The sequence below is a fragment of the Tichowtungia aerotolerans genome, from assembly GCF_009905215.1.
Lineage (GTDB): Bacteria > Verrucomicrobiota > Kiritimatiellia > Kiritimatiellales > Tichowtungiaceae > Tichowtungia > Tichowtungia aerotolerans.
Genome location: NZ_CP047593.1, coordinates 1,327,459 through 1,341,955, shown reverse-complemented (window position 1 = coordinate 1,341,955; position 14,497 = coordinate 1,327,459). Strand labels below are relative to the sequence as shown.

General features: G+C 54.4%; 12 protein-coding genes. 5 read left to right on the top strand and 7 right to left on the bottom strand.

Annotated features, from left to right (window positions below):
• Nucleotides 1-45 precede the first annotated feature (45 nt).
• Together GT409_RS05675 and GT409_RS05670 are read right to left on the bottom strand one after the other, a co-directional pair.
• Entirely contained in the window at nt 46-1,575 is a 1,530-nt protein-coding gene (locus tag GT409_RS05675; RefSeq protein ID WP_160627785.1) for a YifB family Mg chelatase-like AAA ATPase, read from the bottom strand.
• A gap of 268 nt (nt 1,576-1,843) precedes the next feature.
• On the bottom strand, nt 1,844-3,775 hold the full coding sequence (locus GT409_RS05670) for an ATP-dependent helicase (RefSeq protein WP_160627783.1): 1,932 nt from the start codon (nt 3,773-3,775) through the stop codon (nt 1,844-1,846).
• Between the two features lie 305 nt (nt 3,776-4,080).
• Here GT409_RS05670 and GT409_RS05665 point away from each other — a divergent pair, with 305 nt between their 5' ends.
• Nucleotides 4,081-4,743, top strand: coding sequence for a DnaJ-like cysteine-rich domain-containing protein (locus tag GT409_RS05665; protein WP_160627781.1), 663 nt, complete (start codon nt 4,081-4,083; stop codon nt 4,741-4,743).
• Between the two features lie 9 nt (nt 4,744-4,752).
• Here the strand turns inward: GT409_RS05665 and GT409_RS05660 are convergent, their stop codons facing one another.
• Entirely contained in the window at nt 4,753-5,799 is a 1,047-nt protein-coding gene (locus GT409_RS05660; RefSeq protein ID WP_160627779.1) for an alpha/beta hydrolase, read from the bottom strand.
• A 307-nt stretch (nt 5,800-6,106) separates the two neighbouring features.
• Between GT409_RS05660 and GT409_RS05655 the strand changes: the two genes are divergently transcribed.
• The 3 genes from GT409_RS05655 (at nt 6,107) to GT409_RS05645 (ending at nt 8,837) form a co-directional block, all read left to right on the top strand.
• Nucleotides 6,107-6,946 (top strand): hypothetical protein, encoded by an 840-nt coding sequence (locus GT409_RS05655; RefSeq protein WP_160627777.1) that lies wholly within the window; start codon nt 6,107-6,109, stop codon nt 6,944-6,946.
• 144 nt (nt 6,947-7,090) lie between these two features.
• Nucleotides 7,091-8,311 (top strand): ISL3 family transposase, encoded by a 1,221-nt coding sequence (locus GT409_RS05650; RefSeq protein ID WP_160627387.1) that lies wholly within the window; start codon nt 7,091-7,093, stop codon nt 8,309-8,311.
• 163 nt (nt 8,312-8,474) lie between these two features.
• On the top strand, nt 8,475-8,837 hold the full coding sequence (locus GT409_RS05645) for a hypothetical protein (protein WP_160627775.1): 363 nt from the start codon (nt 8,475-8,477) through the stop codon (nt 8,835-8,837).
• Between the two features lie 50 nt (nt 8,838-8,887).
• Here the strand turns inward: GT409_RS05645 and GT409_RS05640 are convergent, their stop codons facing one another.
• Nucleotides 8,888-9,844: an AEC family transporter gene (locus GT409_RS05640; RefSeq protein WP_160627773.1), complete on the bottom strand. Its 957-nt coding sequence runs from the start codon at nt 9,842-9,844 to the stop codon at nt 8,888-8,890.
• A 239-nt stretch (nt 9,845-10,083) separates the two neighbouring features.
• Between GT409_RS05640 and GT409_RS05635 the strand changes: the two genes are divergently transcribed.
• Nucleotides 10,084-11,427 carry an alanine/glycine:cation symporter family protein gene (locus GT409_RS05635; RefSeq protein WP_160627771.1) on the top strand — a complete coding sequence of 448 codons (1,344 nt, stop codon included), beginning with the start codon at nt 10,084-10,086 and terminating at the stop codon, nt 11,425-11,427.
• A gap of 34 nt (nt 11,428-11,461) precedes the next feature.
• Here the strand turns inward: GT409_RS05635 and GT409_RS05630 are convergent, their stop codons facing one another.
• From GT409_RS05630 to fbaA, 3 genes are all read right to left on the bottom strand, one after another.
• Nucleotides 11,462-12,778, bottom strand: a complete 1,317-nt coding sequence (locus GT409_RS05630) for a type II toxin-antitoxin system HipA family toxin (RefSeq protein WP_160627770.1) — start codon at nt 12,776-12,778, stop codon at nt 11,462-11,464.
• Nucleotides 12,775-13,125, bottom strand: coding sequence for a helix-turn-helix transcriptional regulator (locus GT409_RS05625; protein ID WP_269844983.1), 351 nt, complete (start codon nt 13,123-13,125; stop codon nt 12,775-12,777). Before GT409_RS05625 ends, GT409_RS05630 begins: the two co-directional genes overlap by 4 nt.
• A gap of 262 nt (nt 13,126-13,387) precedes the next feature.
• Nucleotides 13,388-14,470 (bottom strand): class II fructose-bisphosphate aldolase, encoded by a 1,083-nt coding sequence (gene fbaA, locus GT409_RS05620; protein ID WP_160627768.1) that lies wholly within the window; start codon nt 14,468-14,470, stop codon nt 13,388-13,390.
• Between the last annotated feature and the right edge of the window lie 27 nt (nt 14,471-14,497).

The window sequence follows — 14,497 nt, the reverse complement described above, 5'->3', positions numbered from 1 at the left end:
ATCAAACGCCGGACGACTTCAATTTATTGTATCTATTTCTAAAATTTATTGGGCCGTCCGGTCGAGCGTTCGGTATTGGATCGCTTCGGCAATATGTGCGGTGCCGATGGCGTCTGTGCCGGAGAGGTCGGCGATCGTGCGGGCGACCTTCAGGATACGGTCATAGGCGCGGGCGCTGAAGTTCATCTGGGCGACGGCGGTTTTCAGCAGGTGCGAGGCATCCTCTTCTATTCGGCAGTATTTGCGCGAATGCTTCGGCTGCATGTCTGCATTGCAATGGATGTGCGGATCATCGGCATAGCGCGCCTGCTGGATTCTGCGTGCGGCAATAATCCGTTCGCGAATGCTTCCGGACCGCTCGCCTTTTTCGAGTCCGGCCAGTTTCTGGTAGTCGACGGCGGGCACTTCAATGTGAATATCGATTCGGTCGAGCAGCGGACCGGAAATCTTGTTCTGATAGGCCTGAATCTGGCGCGGCGTCGACGTGGAGCGCGGATCATCCGGAAAATATCCGTCCGGCGTCGGATTCATCGCCGCCACCAGCATAAAACGGCAGGGAAAGGTGACGCTCGCCGCGGCGCGCGCAATCGTCACCTCGCCGTCCTCGAGCGGCTGGCGCAGGACTTCGAGCACGTTGCGGTTAAACTCCGGCAGCTCGTCGAGAAACAGCACGCCGTTGTGCGCCAGACTCACCGCGCCGGGCACCGGATGCGTTCCGCCGCCGAGCAGTCCGGCGTCCGATACTGTATGGTGCGGCGCATGGAACGGTCGTGTGGCGATCAGCGACTCGTGCGACCCGAGTTTTCCTGCAATACTGTGAATCTTGGTGGTTTCCAGCGCTTCCTCAAGAGTCATCGGCGGCAGGATGGACGGAACCCGCTTGGCCAGCATGGTTTTTCCGGTACCTGGACTCCCAATCATCAGAATATTATGGCTTCCAGCCACCGCCACCTCGATGGCGCGCTTGGCGTATTCCTGTCCTTTCACATCCTCGAAGTCGGCCAGATAACGGTTGTGTTCACGGAAGGTTTCGCTCAGATCGACCTCATGCGGATTGAGTTTCAGATCCAGGTTTAGAAAATCGGCCGCTTCGCGCAGGTTTTTCACCGCAAACACTTTGATGCCGTCTACGACCCCCGCCTCTTCAGCGTTTTCCGCCGGAACGATAATCGCCTTGCGGCCCGCATCGCGCGCCGCCAGCGTAATCGGCAGGATGCCGCGCACTTTGCGCACTTCGCCTGAAAGCGCCAGCTCGCCGAGGATGCACGCGCGACTCAGCAGATCGGGCAGGATATCGCTTTCGGCTGCCAGCATGCCGAGCGCAATCGGCAGGTCAAAACTGGGACCTTCCTTCTTAATGCTCGCCGGGGCCAGATTGATCGTCACCCGCCCCTTGGGCGGCATGAATCCGGAGTTGAGCAGGGCGGTGTTGACTCGGTGCTCGCTCTCTTTTACCGCTGCATCTGGAAGTCCAACGATCAGCGTTTTCGGTTCGCCGTGGCCGCTGTTGACCTCGATCTCCACCGTGTACGCATCCACGCCGTACACCGCTCCCGAAAACACCTTTGCCAGCATAAGCAACTCCTTTAATGGAGCTTAGAAGAATTTGCGATCCTTTTGCAAGACGCGGCAGGATATTTCAAACGGAGTTGCGAGACTTAATACTGGAACCTTTTATCGCTCGCTCGCGGAGCGCTGCTCTTCTTTTTCTTTCGACGCACTTTCTAGGATTCCCATATAGATCCAGAACAGAAGCTCAAGGCCGATGCCGAATATCATACCTTGGCATAGGCAGAGATTGCTTCCGCCGCAATTGCTACATGCGTTCTTTTGCGGTTAGCTCTCAAAAGAACCCGTGGTCTTTTTGCATCATATGCGGCGGGATTTCGCGAAGGAAGCGGGAGGGTTCAAGGAAGATGATGCCGCCGTCGCGCTGGCGGCGCACTTCGGGCGAGCAGAGGTAGAGCCGGTCTTCGGCGCGGGTGACGGCGACGTAAAACAGCCGCCGCTCTTCGGAGTCGCCGGTTTCCTCAACGGCTTTGGTGCTTGGGAACATGCTTTCGCAGAGGAACAGTACAAAGACGACTTTAAACTCCAGCCCTTTAGCCTGATGAATGGTGCTGAGGCGGAAGGCGTCGGCCGGCTCGGCTTCTGCCGGAGCTCCGGGCTCGGCATCGAGGTTGGACAGCAGGGCAATTTCGCTGAGGAACGCTTCGGTGGTTTCAAACTTGGTGGTGAAATCGATCATTCCGTCGATGTCTTCCGCGCGATATTTGGAGTTGTCGAAGTTTTCGACCATGTACTCGTTGTAGAACGCTTTGTTGAAGCGGTAGATGATTTCGCCGGGGTCGGCATCGAGGTTCTCTTCGCGATAGGCGAGAAAGACCGGTTCGATTTTTTTCCACTCCTCGCGCGCGGCGGCCGGCAGCGCTTCCTCGACTTTTATGCACATCTCTTTGGTCTGCAGGTTCACGCGACCGCCAAGCTTGCGGAAAATTTTGAGTGAGGTCTTTTTTCCAACCTTTGGAAAAAGTTCGATCAGGCGGGTGAACGCCATTTCGTCGCCGGGGTTCACGAGAATGCGCAGGACGGTGCAGACGTCTTTGATATGCGCCTGTTCGAAAAAGCGTACGCCGGAGGTGACGACGTACGGCATGGATGCACGCGCCAGTTCCATCTGCAGTTCCATGGCATGGAAGTGGGAGCGGTAGAGTACGCACATGTCGGAGTAGGCAACGCCCTGCCGGTTCAGCTGCTGCGCCTGTTCGATGATGTAGCGCGCCTGTGCGCCGCCATCGCGCAGCTGGGCAGATATGGGGTACGCGCCTTCCGGCCGGACGGCCTTGAGCTCCTTCTGGAACTGGTCTGGATTGTGGGCGATGGCGGCGTTGGCCACTTCGAGAATTTCGGGCGTGGAGCGGTAGTTGATCTGCAGTTTGAAGGTGCGCGCGCCGGGGTAGTGGCGTTCGAAGTCGAGGAAGTTGCGGAAGTCCGCGCCGCGCCATGAATAAATGCTCTGGAAGTCGTCGCCGACCACCATGATGTTTTTGTGAACTTTGGCCAGCAGGCTGACCATGCGCGCCTGAATGGCGTTGGTGTCCTGATACTCATCGACAAGGATGTATTGAAACTCATCCTGATAGAACCGCAGGATCCGCTCGTTTTTTTCGAGCAGCTGCAGGGCGTAGATGAGCAGATCGTCGAAATCCATCGCGTTCTGCTCTTTTTTGCGTTTCTGGTAGAGGTCGTGAACCGCGATGACATCTTCGACATCAACGTCGGAATGTTCAAAACGTTCGTAGAGCCCGTCTGCCAGATCGCCCATTTGCCCGCTGATCACCCCGAAAATACTCTGCAGTACCTGCGGCTTTGGAAAATGCTTTTTGTCCATTTTCAGGTCGTCCGCACAGGAGCGCAGCAGTTTTTTGGAGTCGTCGCTGTCGAGAATGGTGAAGTCACAACCGAAGCCAACCGAAGAAGCGTGCGAGCGGAGAATCCGGTTGGCAAAGCTGTGGAAGGTTCCGCTGTGACTGCTTTTGAAAGGACGTTTGATCAGCGTTTCCGCCCGGTCGAGCATTTCGCGTGCGGCCTTGTTGGTAAACGTGAGCAGCAGCATATTGCGTGGGTCAATATTGTGTTTTTTGACCAGCCACGCGAGGCGATAGACCAGCGTGCGGGTTTTGCCGGTTCCGGCGGCGGCGATGACGAGCGACGGCCCGTCCGGAGCGGTCACTGCGGCGTACTGTTCTTCGTTGAGTTCCTTTTCAAAATCCATAGGGCGCGGATTAAATCACGGGAGGCAGGCAGAGAAAATCTTAAACGCCGGTTCTCTTTGTGCTGCGAGTTGGCTGATAATGGATGATCCCTTAAAAACGGGGGCGCAAAAGATGAGTTGTGTGTCAGAACCGAAATGACGACTGGAAACAATGAGGGCGGGTACATTTGTATGACAGCCCGTATATGCGAATGATCGCTTCTGGAGGGCGATAAAATTTCAGTCTCTTATGCTGTCCTTGCAGTCCGGTTTTGCTAAAATATCCGCGTTTTTTCGTCAGAAAAGAAAATATGGAACGCGTATAAATGAAGAAGATGATCCTGATCAGTTTGCTGTTCTTTTCCGCGGCATCAGCACCGGCGCTGAACTTTTTTGGAATCGAATACAACGGGAGTACGGCCGATAACATTCTCAACCTGATTTACGGCCTGGCTCAGGGAGATGAGGCTGTGGTTGACGAATATTATGGGCAACTCAAAAAAACAGATCCCAGTCTGGCGAAAGCTGTGGACCCGGACCATTTGAAGGTTCCCTGTTCATATTGTGAGGGAAAAGGGTCGCTGGATGGCGGGCGGCCCTGCCCGGTGTGCCAGGGAACCGGCATTGTGAAAGATTCGCAGTCGCTGGGATATCTTCAATATAAATTCTGTAACGCTTTGGACGAGGGAAAGTCGGAGAAAAAAGCGTGGATGGAGGCCAAAACGGCGTTTGATGAGCGGTGCGCCGTATTTCTCAACAGCGAAATGCTGACTGGCACAGTGATCCGAAAAGAAGACGGGGGAGCCCTGCTGTCCTGTCCGGACAACGACGAAACGGTGTATCTGAAGGGGATCGGCTCTGAGTTTCCCAGTAACGAAGGCGCCTCTGTCAGCGGCGAGGTTTGGCTGGCCGGTACGCACAATTACAAGGACGAAGACGGCGAGATGATGGAAGTGAAATGCTACACCGCCACACTCTGGATGGATTAACTCCGCGGATCACTCGGCGGATACGCCGAGATGCTTCAGGGTAAATTCGATCATTTCGTCATACTGTGCATTGGGACTGCTGTAGTCGGCGTCGGTTCGACGCACGCATTCAATCCCCAGCTTTTGCATGGCGTTTTCCAGATGGGTTCCAAAGTTTGGATGATGGATATTGCCGTCGGTGCGGGTGCGCTCGGTATGAAAAACGAAAACCGGTGGATCGTCCTTGGTCAGATGGGTGATTGGTGAGGCGTCTTTGAAGAGTGCGTCCAGATCGGCATCAATTTCGGCAGTGCTCAGATTCCAATCATCGGATAGGCCATAAAAGGCGGGCAGGGCGTTGTTTTTATAGGCCGCACCGGGAATGATTTCTTTGATGATCCGCGGGTCGTAGGTGGACTGCATGTTGAGCGCCAGCGCACAGCGCAGCCGGGTTGAAAAATGCTCAATCGGGTCGCTGCTCTCTGGATCGGCCAGGTCATCATGAAAGGCCAGCCATTGGGAAATGCCGGAGCCCGCGGAACCGCCGCCTGCGGCGATGCGGTCCGGATCAATATTCCACTCGCCGGCTTTGGAGCGCAGGAACTGAATGGCGCGGGCGCTGTCGTTCATTTGCATCGGGTAGGGCCCGATGTCGCTTAAGCGGTAATTGATGGAGGCGAAGGAAACGCCGGCATCAAGAAATGCCTTTAACAGCACGGAATTGGCAGGAGCTTTGTCTCCGGACCGGAACCCGCCGCCGTGAATCCATACAACCAGTGCGGACGGTCTGCCCGAGTCCGCCTTCCAGAAATCGAGCTTCATTGAAGGATGATTCCCGTAAGAAACATCGGCAAATGTAGGGGCAATCTGATTGGGTTGTGCCGGTCGTTTTTTCCGGTCGCGTCCTTCGAACGCTTCTTTCATGGTGAGAATGCCGTCGCGGTTTTGATCGAGCTGTGGACGCATTTCAAGCAGTTCCGCCAGTTTCGGGGTGTTTTCAGAGGTTCGCTCCGGGCGTTGCGCAAAGGTGGATAAGGTTGAGAGAACGATAAGAAGGGGGACACAGCATTTTTTCATGGTTAAGCTCCGTGGGTTTTTCACAGAACGCACACTGGACGGGTTTTCGTGCAGCAAAATTACATTTTTTTGAGGACAGGGCAAAAACGGAATTCCAGGGGCTGGAAAATAGAATGGGGGCCGGCGGGATCGTTTTCCGGACACTGGAAACGTTGAGCTGAGCTGTCCGGAGGCATGACTAAAAGTACGGCTTCTCATAGGGTGACTTTTCTCCAGGTTTGTTTTACGGTACTTTCTTTCCCAGCAAACCATATGTTTTCGGTATGGTTTTCAAAAAAACAGAATTTAAAAAGAGGATGCACAAAGAATGGTTACAATACTTATTTCTGTGATGATTATGGTTGCCGCTGTCGTGGCCTGCGTGGTTTCAAATCTCAGCACGGGAGAGACGATTGCTGCCGGTATTGCCGGTTTTTTTGTTCCGCAGGTTTTAATCGGTCTGATTACCCGCAAAAGAATCGGCAAGGTTCAGAGTGCGCTCCAGGAACAGCTCGCGCTCGGGCAGAAGAAAATAAACCGGAAAGTCCAGCAGTTCCAGACCCGGCCTGGAGGAAACATCAAGCAGATCCAGCGGCAGCTGGAGGCGGACCAGAAAGTATTGATTACTGACGCGCTTGCGTTTATCGATCGTTTTGAGCCGTTTAAAAAATGGAGCCTGCTGATGGGGCGGCAAATTGCCACCATGCGCATGCAGTTCCTCTATCAGCTGAAAGAATTTGAAGCGGTGGACCAGATCCTTGCCGCTAAAGGATTGTTGAAAGGGCCGATTATGATGGAGCCCATGACCGTTGCTATGAAAATGGCCCGGCAATACAAACAGGATGACCTGGCAGGTCTCGAAAAGACCTTTAAACGCCACGTTAAGTGGTTCCGTGGCGGCAAAGGCACCTTGCTTTATGCGGTAATGTCATGGGTCTACATGAAAAAAGATGAGTCCGAAAAAGCACGGCAGCTTCTGATTAAAGGAAAAGAAGCCACCGGCGATGAGACGATCGCCCGTAATCTGGAAATGCTGTCGAACAACAAAGACAAACATTTTTCCAATGCCGGGCTGGGTGATGAATGGTACAGCCTCTATCTGGAAAATCCGCCGGCTCCCAAGCAGCAGAGAATACGCGGAAATGCCCGCGGCGGACGCATGTTTTAGTATCCGGAACCTTTTGCCGTGCCCCGTTCTGATCGAGCGGGGCTTTTTTTGGGTTCATGACCCATTTTCGGGGGACGAGGAGTCATAACGGAATTTTTGGTATCTTGCTTTTGCGAGAAACAACTACCAAAAGGAGATTCCGTTATGACCGCTCAAAAGATACTCAAAATTCTCGGTGAATGGGAAGGGTTCCGTGTCGGCACAGTGGGGCCGGCCCCAGGGGATCCGTCCGAAGTGTGGATCGAGTTGACAGCAGAAAATGGCTCTGGCCGTTGCAGTGGTTGCGGGTCGCTATCTCACACGGTCCATGACTCAACCATCCGGTGGATACGTGAACTTCCGGTCTTCGGGAAGACAACATGGCTGATGATTACACGACGGCGAATGCTTTGCCCCGCATGTGGCCCCAAGCTGGAAGCGCTCACTTGGCTGGACCCTTATTCGCGCTTTACCCGGCGCTTTGAAGAGTCCGTGGCTCGGTTATGCAAAGTCGCAACACACAAGCATGTTGCCGCTGAGTATGGGATTAACCGCAAGACGGTTAAAAATATTGAAAAGCGCTATCTGCAGCGTGAACTGGGGCCGATCAATCTCGCGGGAGTCGAGCTGTTGGCCATGGATGAGTTTGCGATCCAGAAAGGACATCGCTATGCCACGGTCATCGTCGATCCGACCTGCAAGAGGGTGCTCTGGATCGGTCGGGGCCGTACTCGTGCAGCAATCCATCCATTCTTCAAGTTGCTTGGCGAAGACGGCTGCAAACAGATCAAGGCCGTCGCCATGGACATGAACAGCTCGTATGAGCAGGAAGTTTGGGAGCACTGCCCGGACGCAGATATCGTCTATGACCTGTTCCATGTTGTCGCGAAGTATGGACGCGAGGTTATCGACCGGGTACGGGTGGATGAAGCCAACCGCCTACGCGATGACAAGCGCGCGCGCAGGGTCGTAAAAGGATCGCGCTGGTTACTGTTGCGCAATCGAGACAACATTACCAAGCCAAGTGATCAGGTACGTCTGGATGAATTACTGGAAGCCAATCGGAATCTGGCCACCGTATACGTGATGAAGGCCGATCTGAAAGAGCTTTGGAGCTTTCGCGATACCCGGCAGGCGCAATCGTTCTGGGATCAGTGGTACGAACGGGCGGTTCAAAGCTCCATCGAGCCTCTCATAAAGTTCGCGAATCGTCTTGCCGGATACATCAAGGGAATCATCTCCCATGCCCGCTGGCCGTTGCACACCAGCCTACTCGAAGGTATCAACAACAAGATCAAAGTGCTCAAGCGAATGGCCTATGGCTACCGTGATGATGAGTTCTTCTTCTTAAAAATCAGGCAAGCCTTCCCCGGAAATGGGGCATGAACCTTTTTTTGTTTCAGCGGATTGTTTCAGCCTGGATTTACATCAGGGTTTTCGGGTGCGAAATTGGATGTTCATTGGTATTCTGCTTCTGAAGCCCGCAGAAAAGGCCGTGAAAGAAATGCGGGCATCAGGTGTCGGCCATAACCGAAAAGGAGGCAGAAAGATGAGTCGTATATTAAAATTGATCGCATTGATTGCTTTTGTCGCAGGCATCAGTGCTGTGACACAGGCCAAGGGACCGCCGGATAGTGTTGATACGGAACTCGGCAGAGAGAAAGCCGCCCCAATGAAAAAAAATGCCGAGAAGAAAATGAAGAAGGCCAGAAAACAAGCGGACAGCGAAATGGCCGAAGAAAAGGAAAAAGTCAAAGGTCTCGAAAAGCAGAGCGAGAAAAAAACCGAGCAGGTTCAGAAGGAGCTCGATAAAGGTTCAGAAAAAGGAAAAGCCATGCGCAAAGAACACAGTCGCAAATGGTGGAAATTCTGGGGAAATGACGAAGAGGAATCTGAGCCTGCAGAAGAGTAGTTTTCAAAAGCTCCATAAGAAAGGCGCCCTTGGCCGGGCGCCTTTTCTATTTACAGCGCCCACGCAAGCAGCAGCGGAATTGTGATGACCGCGCCGAGATGAGTGATGAGCAGAGTGGTGGCAATGAAATCCGAGTCACCGCCGAAGCGTTCGCTGAAGATCAGGCTGGCCACCGCTGCCGGCATTACGGCAACGACGCACAGGATTCCGTAGGCCGTCGGCTCCATCGGGATCAGCCGAAGGATCAGAATGAAGAGCGTTGGTGTTACGATCAGCCGCAGGGTCGAGAGCAGCCAGACGTGCGGATCAAATGCGGCCTTCATGTTCAACGCTGCAATCCGGCTGCCTGAGGCGAGCATTGACACAGCAATCGTGGCCTTGCCGATCGTATCCGCTCCGAAAATAAGCAGATCTAAAACCCGGCGGGCCGCATCCGCGAGCAGCCCCGATTCGGGCAGCTGCAGATGGGCGAGGTCTCGGATACAGACCCAGATAATGGAAAAAATCAGTGCAATGAGCGGAGGTCCGAACATCATTCGAATTCCCTCGCTCAACCGGCTCGATCGATTAAACAGAAAAACGCCCACCGTCCAGACCGTCAGTTCAAATCCAATCGAGGCGAACACCAGCAGGGCGACCCCTTCGTTTCCCCACAGCAGCATAACCAGCGGCAGCGGCAGGAAGAGATAGTTGTTGATGGTATTCTGGAACAGAAACGCATTGGCGCGATGCGGGTCGGAAACGTTCATCCAGCGCAGTGCGAACAGACCGAGCAGCAGGCCGGTTCCGGCAATGGCCAGAGCCATCACCGGCATAATCCAGTTGTCCGCCAGGGACTGGGCGTTCAGTCGGGTGATCGATGAGAAAATCAGGCAGGGATATATAATTGCAATCAGCACCCGGACCATCTCGCTGGTGCCTGCAGCGCTGAGCATTTTGCGTTTGCGTGCAATAAAGCCGAGCCCCATCAGCACCAGTACAAAAAGAATCTGTAAAACGTAATTCATTGGATTGTTCCCTGTAAACCGCGCAATCAAAGCGGTGTCGGGGAGAAAAGGGAAGTTAGATTATCATCTGTTTTTTGTGGTTCCTGGTTTTTCAATCATCCCGCATGCTGAGGCGGGGGCTGCTGAGTCGAGGAGCATGCGGAAGAGTTTCAAACATTGGAAACCGAAATCCGGCAGGTTTCAAGCATTGGAAAAACCGGGCTGGAAACGTACTCTGACCGGAATACCAAGGAGATTTTATGGAGCAGTTGCAGACGGTTTTAGGGAAGATTTCGGGATTTGTATGGGGTCCGCCAATGCTTTTTCTGCTGGTGGGAACCGGAATTTTTCTGACGATTCTGCTGCGCGGCCTGCAGGTTCGTAAGCTTTCCTTTGCACTCAAATCCGTTTTTTCTAAGCCGCAGGAAGGTCGGAAAGTCGGCGACATCACCCGCTTTCAGGCTCTGATGACGGCGCTTTCGGCCACGATCGGAACCGGCAACATTATCGGTGTGGCGACCGCAATCGCGATCGGCGGTCCCGGAGCGCTCTTCTGGATGTGGATTACTGCTTTTTTTGGTATGGCCACCAAATATGCCGAAGCCATTCTCGCGGTAAAATACCGGGTTCAGAACAAAAACGGCGAGGTTTCCGGCGGACCGATGTATTACCTCGAGCGGGGACTGGAGCAGAAATGGCTCGGATTTGCGTTTGCGCTGTTTGGAGCGATCGCGGCTTTCGGAATCGGAAACATGGTGCAGGCCAATGCGCTGTCGCTTAACATTCAGGAAACCTTCGGCGTGCCGAAGCTCGCTGTGGGTTGCGTGATTGCTTTGCTGACGGCGGTTGTAATTCTTGGCGGCATTAAACGGATTGGGCATGTTGCCGCGTGGATTGTTCCGATTATGGCCGGAATCTATGTGCTCGGCTGCATCGTCATTCTCCTCAAATACGCCGGTGCTGTTCCGGGCGCGCTGGCCCAGGTTTTTTCGTGTGCATTCCATTCGGCCGCCGCAACCGGCGGATTTGCCGGGGCCGCCGTGAGTCTCGCCGTCCGGATGGGCGTGGCACGCGGCGTCTTTTCGAATGAATCCGGTCTCGGCTCGGCGCCGATCGCCGCCGCCGCGGCGCAGGTTCGCTATCCGGCCGAGCAGGCGCTGGTCTCCATGACGGGAACCTTTATCGACACCATCGTCGTTTGCACCATGACCGGACTGGTTTTGCTGGTAACCGGCGTTTGGAATACCGATATCGCTGCCGGGGCGATGACGCAGCAGGCGTTTGAGATCGGTCTTGGACCGATCGGGAAATATATTGTCACTTTCGGTATCGTTTTCTTTGCCTACTCCACCATTCTCGGCTGGTCCTACTACGGTGAAAAGTGCGTGCAGTACATTACGCGGCACAATGCCATCCGCACCTATCGGCTGTTCTGGGTCGGCGCCATCGTGTTCGGCTCCGCTGTGAAGCTGGAGCTGGTTTTCAGCTTTGCCGATATCGCCAATGGACTCATGGCCGTTCCGAATCTGATCGGTCTGATCGGCCTCAGCCCGGTCGTTGTCGCCGAAACCCGCCGCTTTTTCAAAACCCTGGAAGAAGGCTGAGCCTGCATTTGGAAATTTTCCGAACCTTGGAACGTCAGGCGATGTGGCGGTGATGCGCGGCGATTTGCCGAACGGTTTGTTCGGGAACGCCGGTTTGGGCAGCAAATTCCGGCCAGCGGCGCAGTGCGTCGGCGGTCTCTTCGAGCACCTGATCGACACCAGCTTTTTTGAAAAGATTGAACCGTTTGGCGACCGCCATGAAATCGTCCCGTTCAAAGTGATCGTGTTTGCCGTTGACGCTCATCTGGTGACGGCGCGTCCATGCGCCGTTCGGGTTGTAGCAGTAGGTGATATCGTAGGCGGGCGCGAGGCTCCAGTCGCCGCTCTTGTTCATTAGGAACGCGATGTTTTTGGTGTGGTCGTCCTGGTTGCGGGCCATCAGGTTGAACACCATGCGCCGAAAAAGCTGCCGAAGTGCTTCCGCATCGAGGCCGAGGCGCAGGGCGACATCCATCGCCTGCTCGTAGCCGTAAGCTCCGGCCTGATTGAAATCCATGTGGGCAATGCCGCAGAGTGATTGCATAAAGATTTTATTTCCCTCGGCCGTGCGGTCGAACCGGCGGGTCATGAAGTGGCAGCGCCCGTTTTCCTCGAACAGGCGGCATTCGCTCATTTCAATTCCGGCGGCGAGCGCCATGCGATGATAGGTATATTCGATTTTACCGAAGCCCTGTGGGTCGTTGAGTTCCTTGTCGCGATTCCCGGCAACTCCGTCGAATTTGATCAGCCAGTAGCCAAAGCCGGGGGGCGCCTTGACCTGTCCGGAGCGGACGTCACCGGTTTTGTCGTTCCAGGCAATCACGGCTTTTGCGCGCGCGCCGCCCGCGGAGGTGCCGACGCGCAGGATGTCGCGCATGGCATCGAGATCGTCTTCGCTTTTTCCGTTGATCTGGGTGGCGAGCATTTCTTTTTCAGCCAGAGCTGTATTGGCCAGATCGACCAGTTCGGCGACGTTGACGGGAACCGACCCGCTCTGCCGATCGCGGATCGCCGGGCGGAATTCGAGCGCACCCATTCCTCGCCGCCCGATGTAGCAAAGGCGTTCAACCGGTGTAAAATCCGCCTGTTTGCGGCCGGTGCGGACCAGCCATTCATCGATCAGCAGGTTTCCGAAGCGGTCGGGCAGGGCGTCGGCCAGCATGCCGGGCAGCCCGTGAAACGATTCGCGCGGCAGTTCTGGAAACGAGTAGACCTGTGCGCGAAGCGGCATCGTAAGCGGAGCCAGCTCAATTCCGCTTTCGAGAAAATCCGAAGCATACTCGAAGAGAGCCAGCTCACGCTCTGCATCCCATGAGACCGCTCCGATGGTGTTTCCCCAAAGGATAATATCAGCAGTAACAGACGGATTCATTCTTCATTCCAGACCCATGGTATGTTGCGGGGTTTTGGATAAGTGAATTTGCCACCGGCCCGCTGGCGTTTTTTACCTTTGAGTTTTGAGAGCTGAACCGGACTGATTTCCGGCTCGGGAAGAAACAGGTCGATCTGTGCCAGGCGATCCAATGCCCGGAGAATAGAGAGCATTGTGTCGATGGTGAAGGGTTCACCGCGTTCGGCACCGACGAGTGTACGGCGGGAAATTCCGGCTTTTTTCGCCAGCGCCGCCTGTGTGATATTCTGATTCAGACGCTCGCTCTGCAGACGTTTTCCGAGTTCCTTTCGAATGGCTTCGTTGCTGGCTGCTTCGGTCTTCATCATGTCGACAGCATAACAGATGGGATGGAGAGTCCAATGATAAAGAGTAATTTTAAGCTCATTATATCATGCTCTTAGCGAGCATTTTTGTGCTCATTAATGCGTATATAGCCTTTAACGGGCAAATAACAGCTCATTGTAATAGTTTTGTTTGATGGATAAAAAGAAAAGCCCCGGCGGTTTCCGCCGGGGCTTTTGGAATGGAATTACGGAGTGTTGGATGAATGAAGTATCCAGTATTCCATCAACCCATTATTCCAGTCTCTTAGTTGCGGTCGAGAGCGTTGAGGTCTTCAAAGGCCTGCTTGATGCGGGCAACCATGCTTTCCTGACCTTTACGCAGCCATACGCGCGGGTCATAGAATTTCTTGTTCGGTTTGTCGGCGCCTTCCGGGTTGCCGAGCTGTCCCTGCAGGTATCCTTCGTTTTCTTTGTAGAAGTTGAGGACGCCGCTCCAGGTGGCCCACTGCGTGTCGGTGTCGATGTTCATTTTGATGACGCCGTAGCTGATGGCTTCGGTGATTTCTTCCTGCGAGGAACCGGAACCGCCGTGGAACACGAAGTTAATCGGCTGGTCGGTGTCGGTGCCGAATTTTTCAGCGACGTATTTCTGGGAATCGCGAAGGATGGTCGGGGTGAGTTTGACGTTACCCGGTTTGTAGACACCGTGCACGTTTCCGAAAGAAGCGGCGATGGTGAAGCGCGGGCTGATTTTGCTCAGAGTTTCGTAAGCGTAAGCAACGTCTTCCGGCTGGGTGTAAAGCTTGGACTCGTCCATATCGGAGTTGTCGACGCCGTCTTCTTCACCACCGGTGCAGCCGAGTTCGATTTCGAGGGTCATGTCGATTTTGCTCATGCGCTCAAGGTATTTTGCGCAGGTTTCAACATTTTCCTGAAGGGTTTCTTCGGAAAGGTCGAGCATATGTGAGCTGAAGAGCGGTTTGCCGGTTTCTTTGTAGAACGCTTCGCCGGCGTCGAGCAGGCCGTCGATCCACGGCAGCAGTTTCTTAGCAGCGTGGTCAGTGTGGAGGATTACAACAACGCCGTAGGCTTCAGCGAGGTCATGAACGTGTTTAGCTCCGGTCACGGCGCCAAGGATTTGGGCCTGCTGGCCGTCCATTTTCAGACCTTTACCGGCGTTGAACTGGGCGCCGCCGTTGGAGAACTGGATGATAACCGGTGAGTTCACTGCAGCAGCAGCTTCCATAACACCGTTGATAGAATCAGACCCAACCACATTAACGGCCGGCAGTGCGAACTGGTTTTCCTTGGCGATCTTGAAGATCTTCTGGACATCATCGCCGGTGGCGACGCCCGGTTTTACTTCATCAAAGATTTTGCTTCCCATGAATCTACTCCTTTTCGTTGTTTTATT

Coding starts and splice junctions, on each gene's coding strand:
- GT409_RS05645 (WP_160627775.1), top strand. CDS start 8,475: ATGAGTCGTATATTAAAATTGATCGCATTGATTGCTTTTGTCGCAGGC.
- GT409_RS05655 (WP_160627777.1), top strand. CDS start 6,107: ATGGTTACAATACTTATTTCTGTGATGATTATGGTTGCCGCTGTCGTG.
- GT409_RS05660 (WP_160627779.1), bottom strand. CDS start 5,799: ATGAAAAAATGCTGTGTCCCCCTTCTTATCGTTCTCTCAACCTTATCC.
- GT409_RS05670 (WP_160627783.1), bottom strand. CDS start 3,775: ATGGATTTTGAAAAGGAACTCAACGAAGAACAGTACGCCGCAGTGACC.
- fbaA (WP_160627768.1), bottom strand. CDS start 14,470: ATGGGAAGCAAAATCTTTGATGAAGTAAAACCGGGCGTCGCCACCGGC.
- GT409_RS05625 (WP_269844983.1), bottom strand. CDS start 13,125: ATGATGAAGACCGAAGCAGCCAGCAACGAAGCCATTCGAAAGGAACTC.
- GT409_RS05650 (WP_160627387.1), top strand. CDS start 7,091: ATGACCGCTCAAAAGATACTCAAAATTCTCGGTGAATGGGAAGGGTTC.
- GT409_RS05665 (WP_160627781.1), top strand. CDS start 4,081: ATGAAGAAGATGATCCTGATCAGTTTGCTGTTCTTTTCCGCGGCATCA.
- GT409_RS05630 (WP_160627770.1), bottom strand. CDS start 12,778: ATGAATCCGTCTGTTACTGCTGATATTATCCTTTGGGGAAACACCATC.
- GT409_RS05640 (WP_160627773.1), bottom strand. CDS start 9,844: ATGAATTACGTTTTACAGATTCTTTTTGTACTGGTGCTGATGGGGCTC.
- GT409_RS05635 (WP_160627771.1), top strand. CDS start 10,084: ATGGAGCAGTTGCAGACGGTTTTAGGGAAGATTTCGGGATTTGTATGG.
- GT409_RS05675 (WP_160627785.1), bottom strand. CDS start 1,575: ATGCTGGCAAAGGTGTTTTCGGGAGCGGTGTACGGCGTGGATGCGTAC.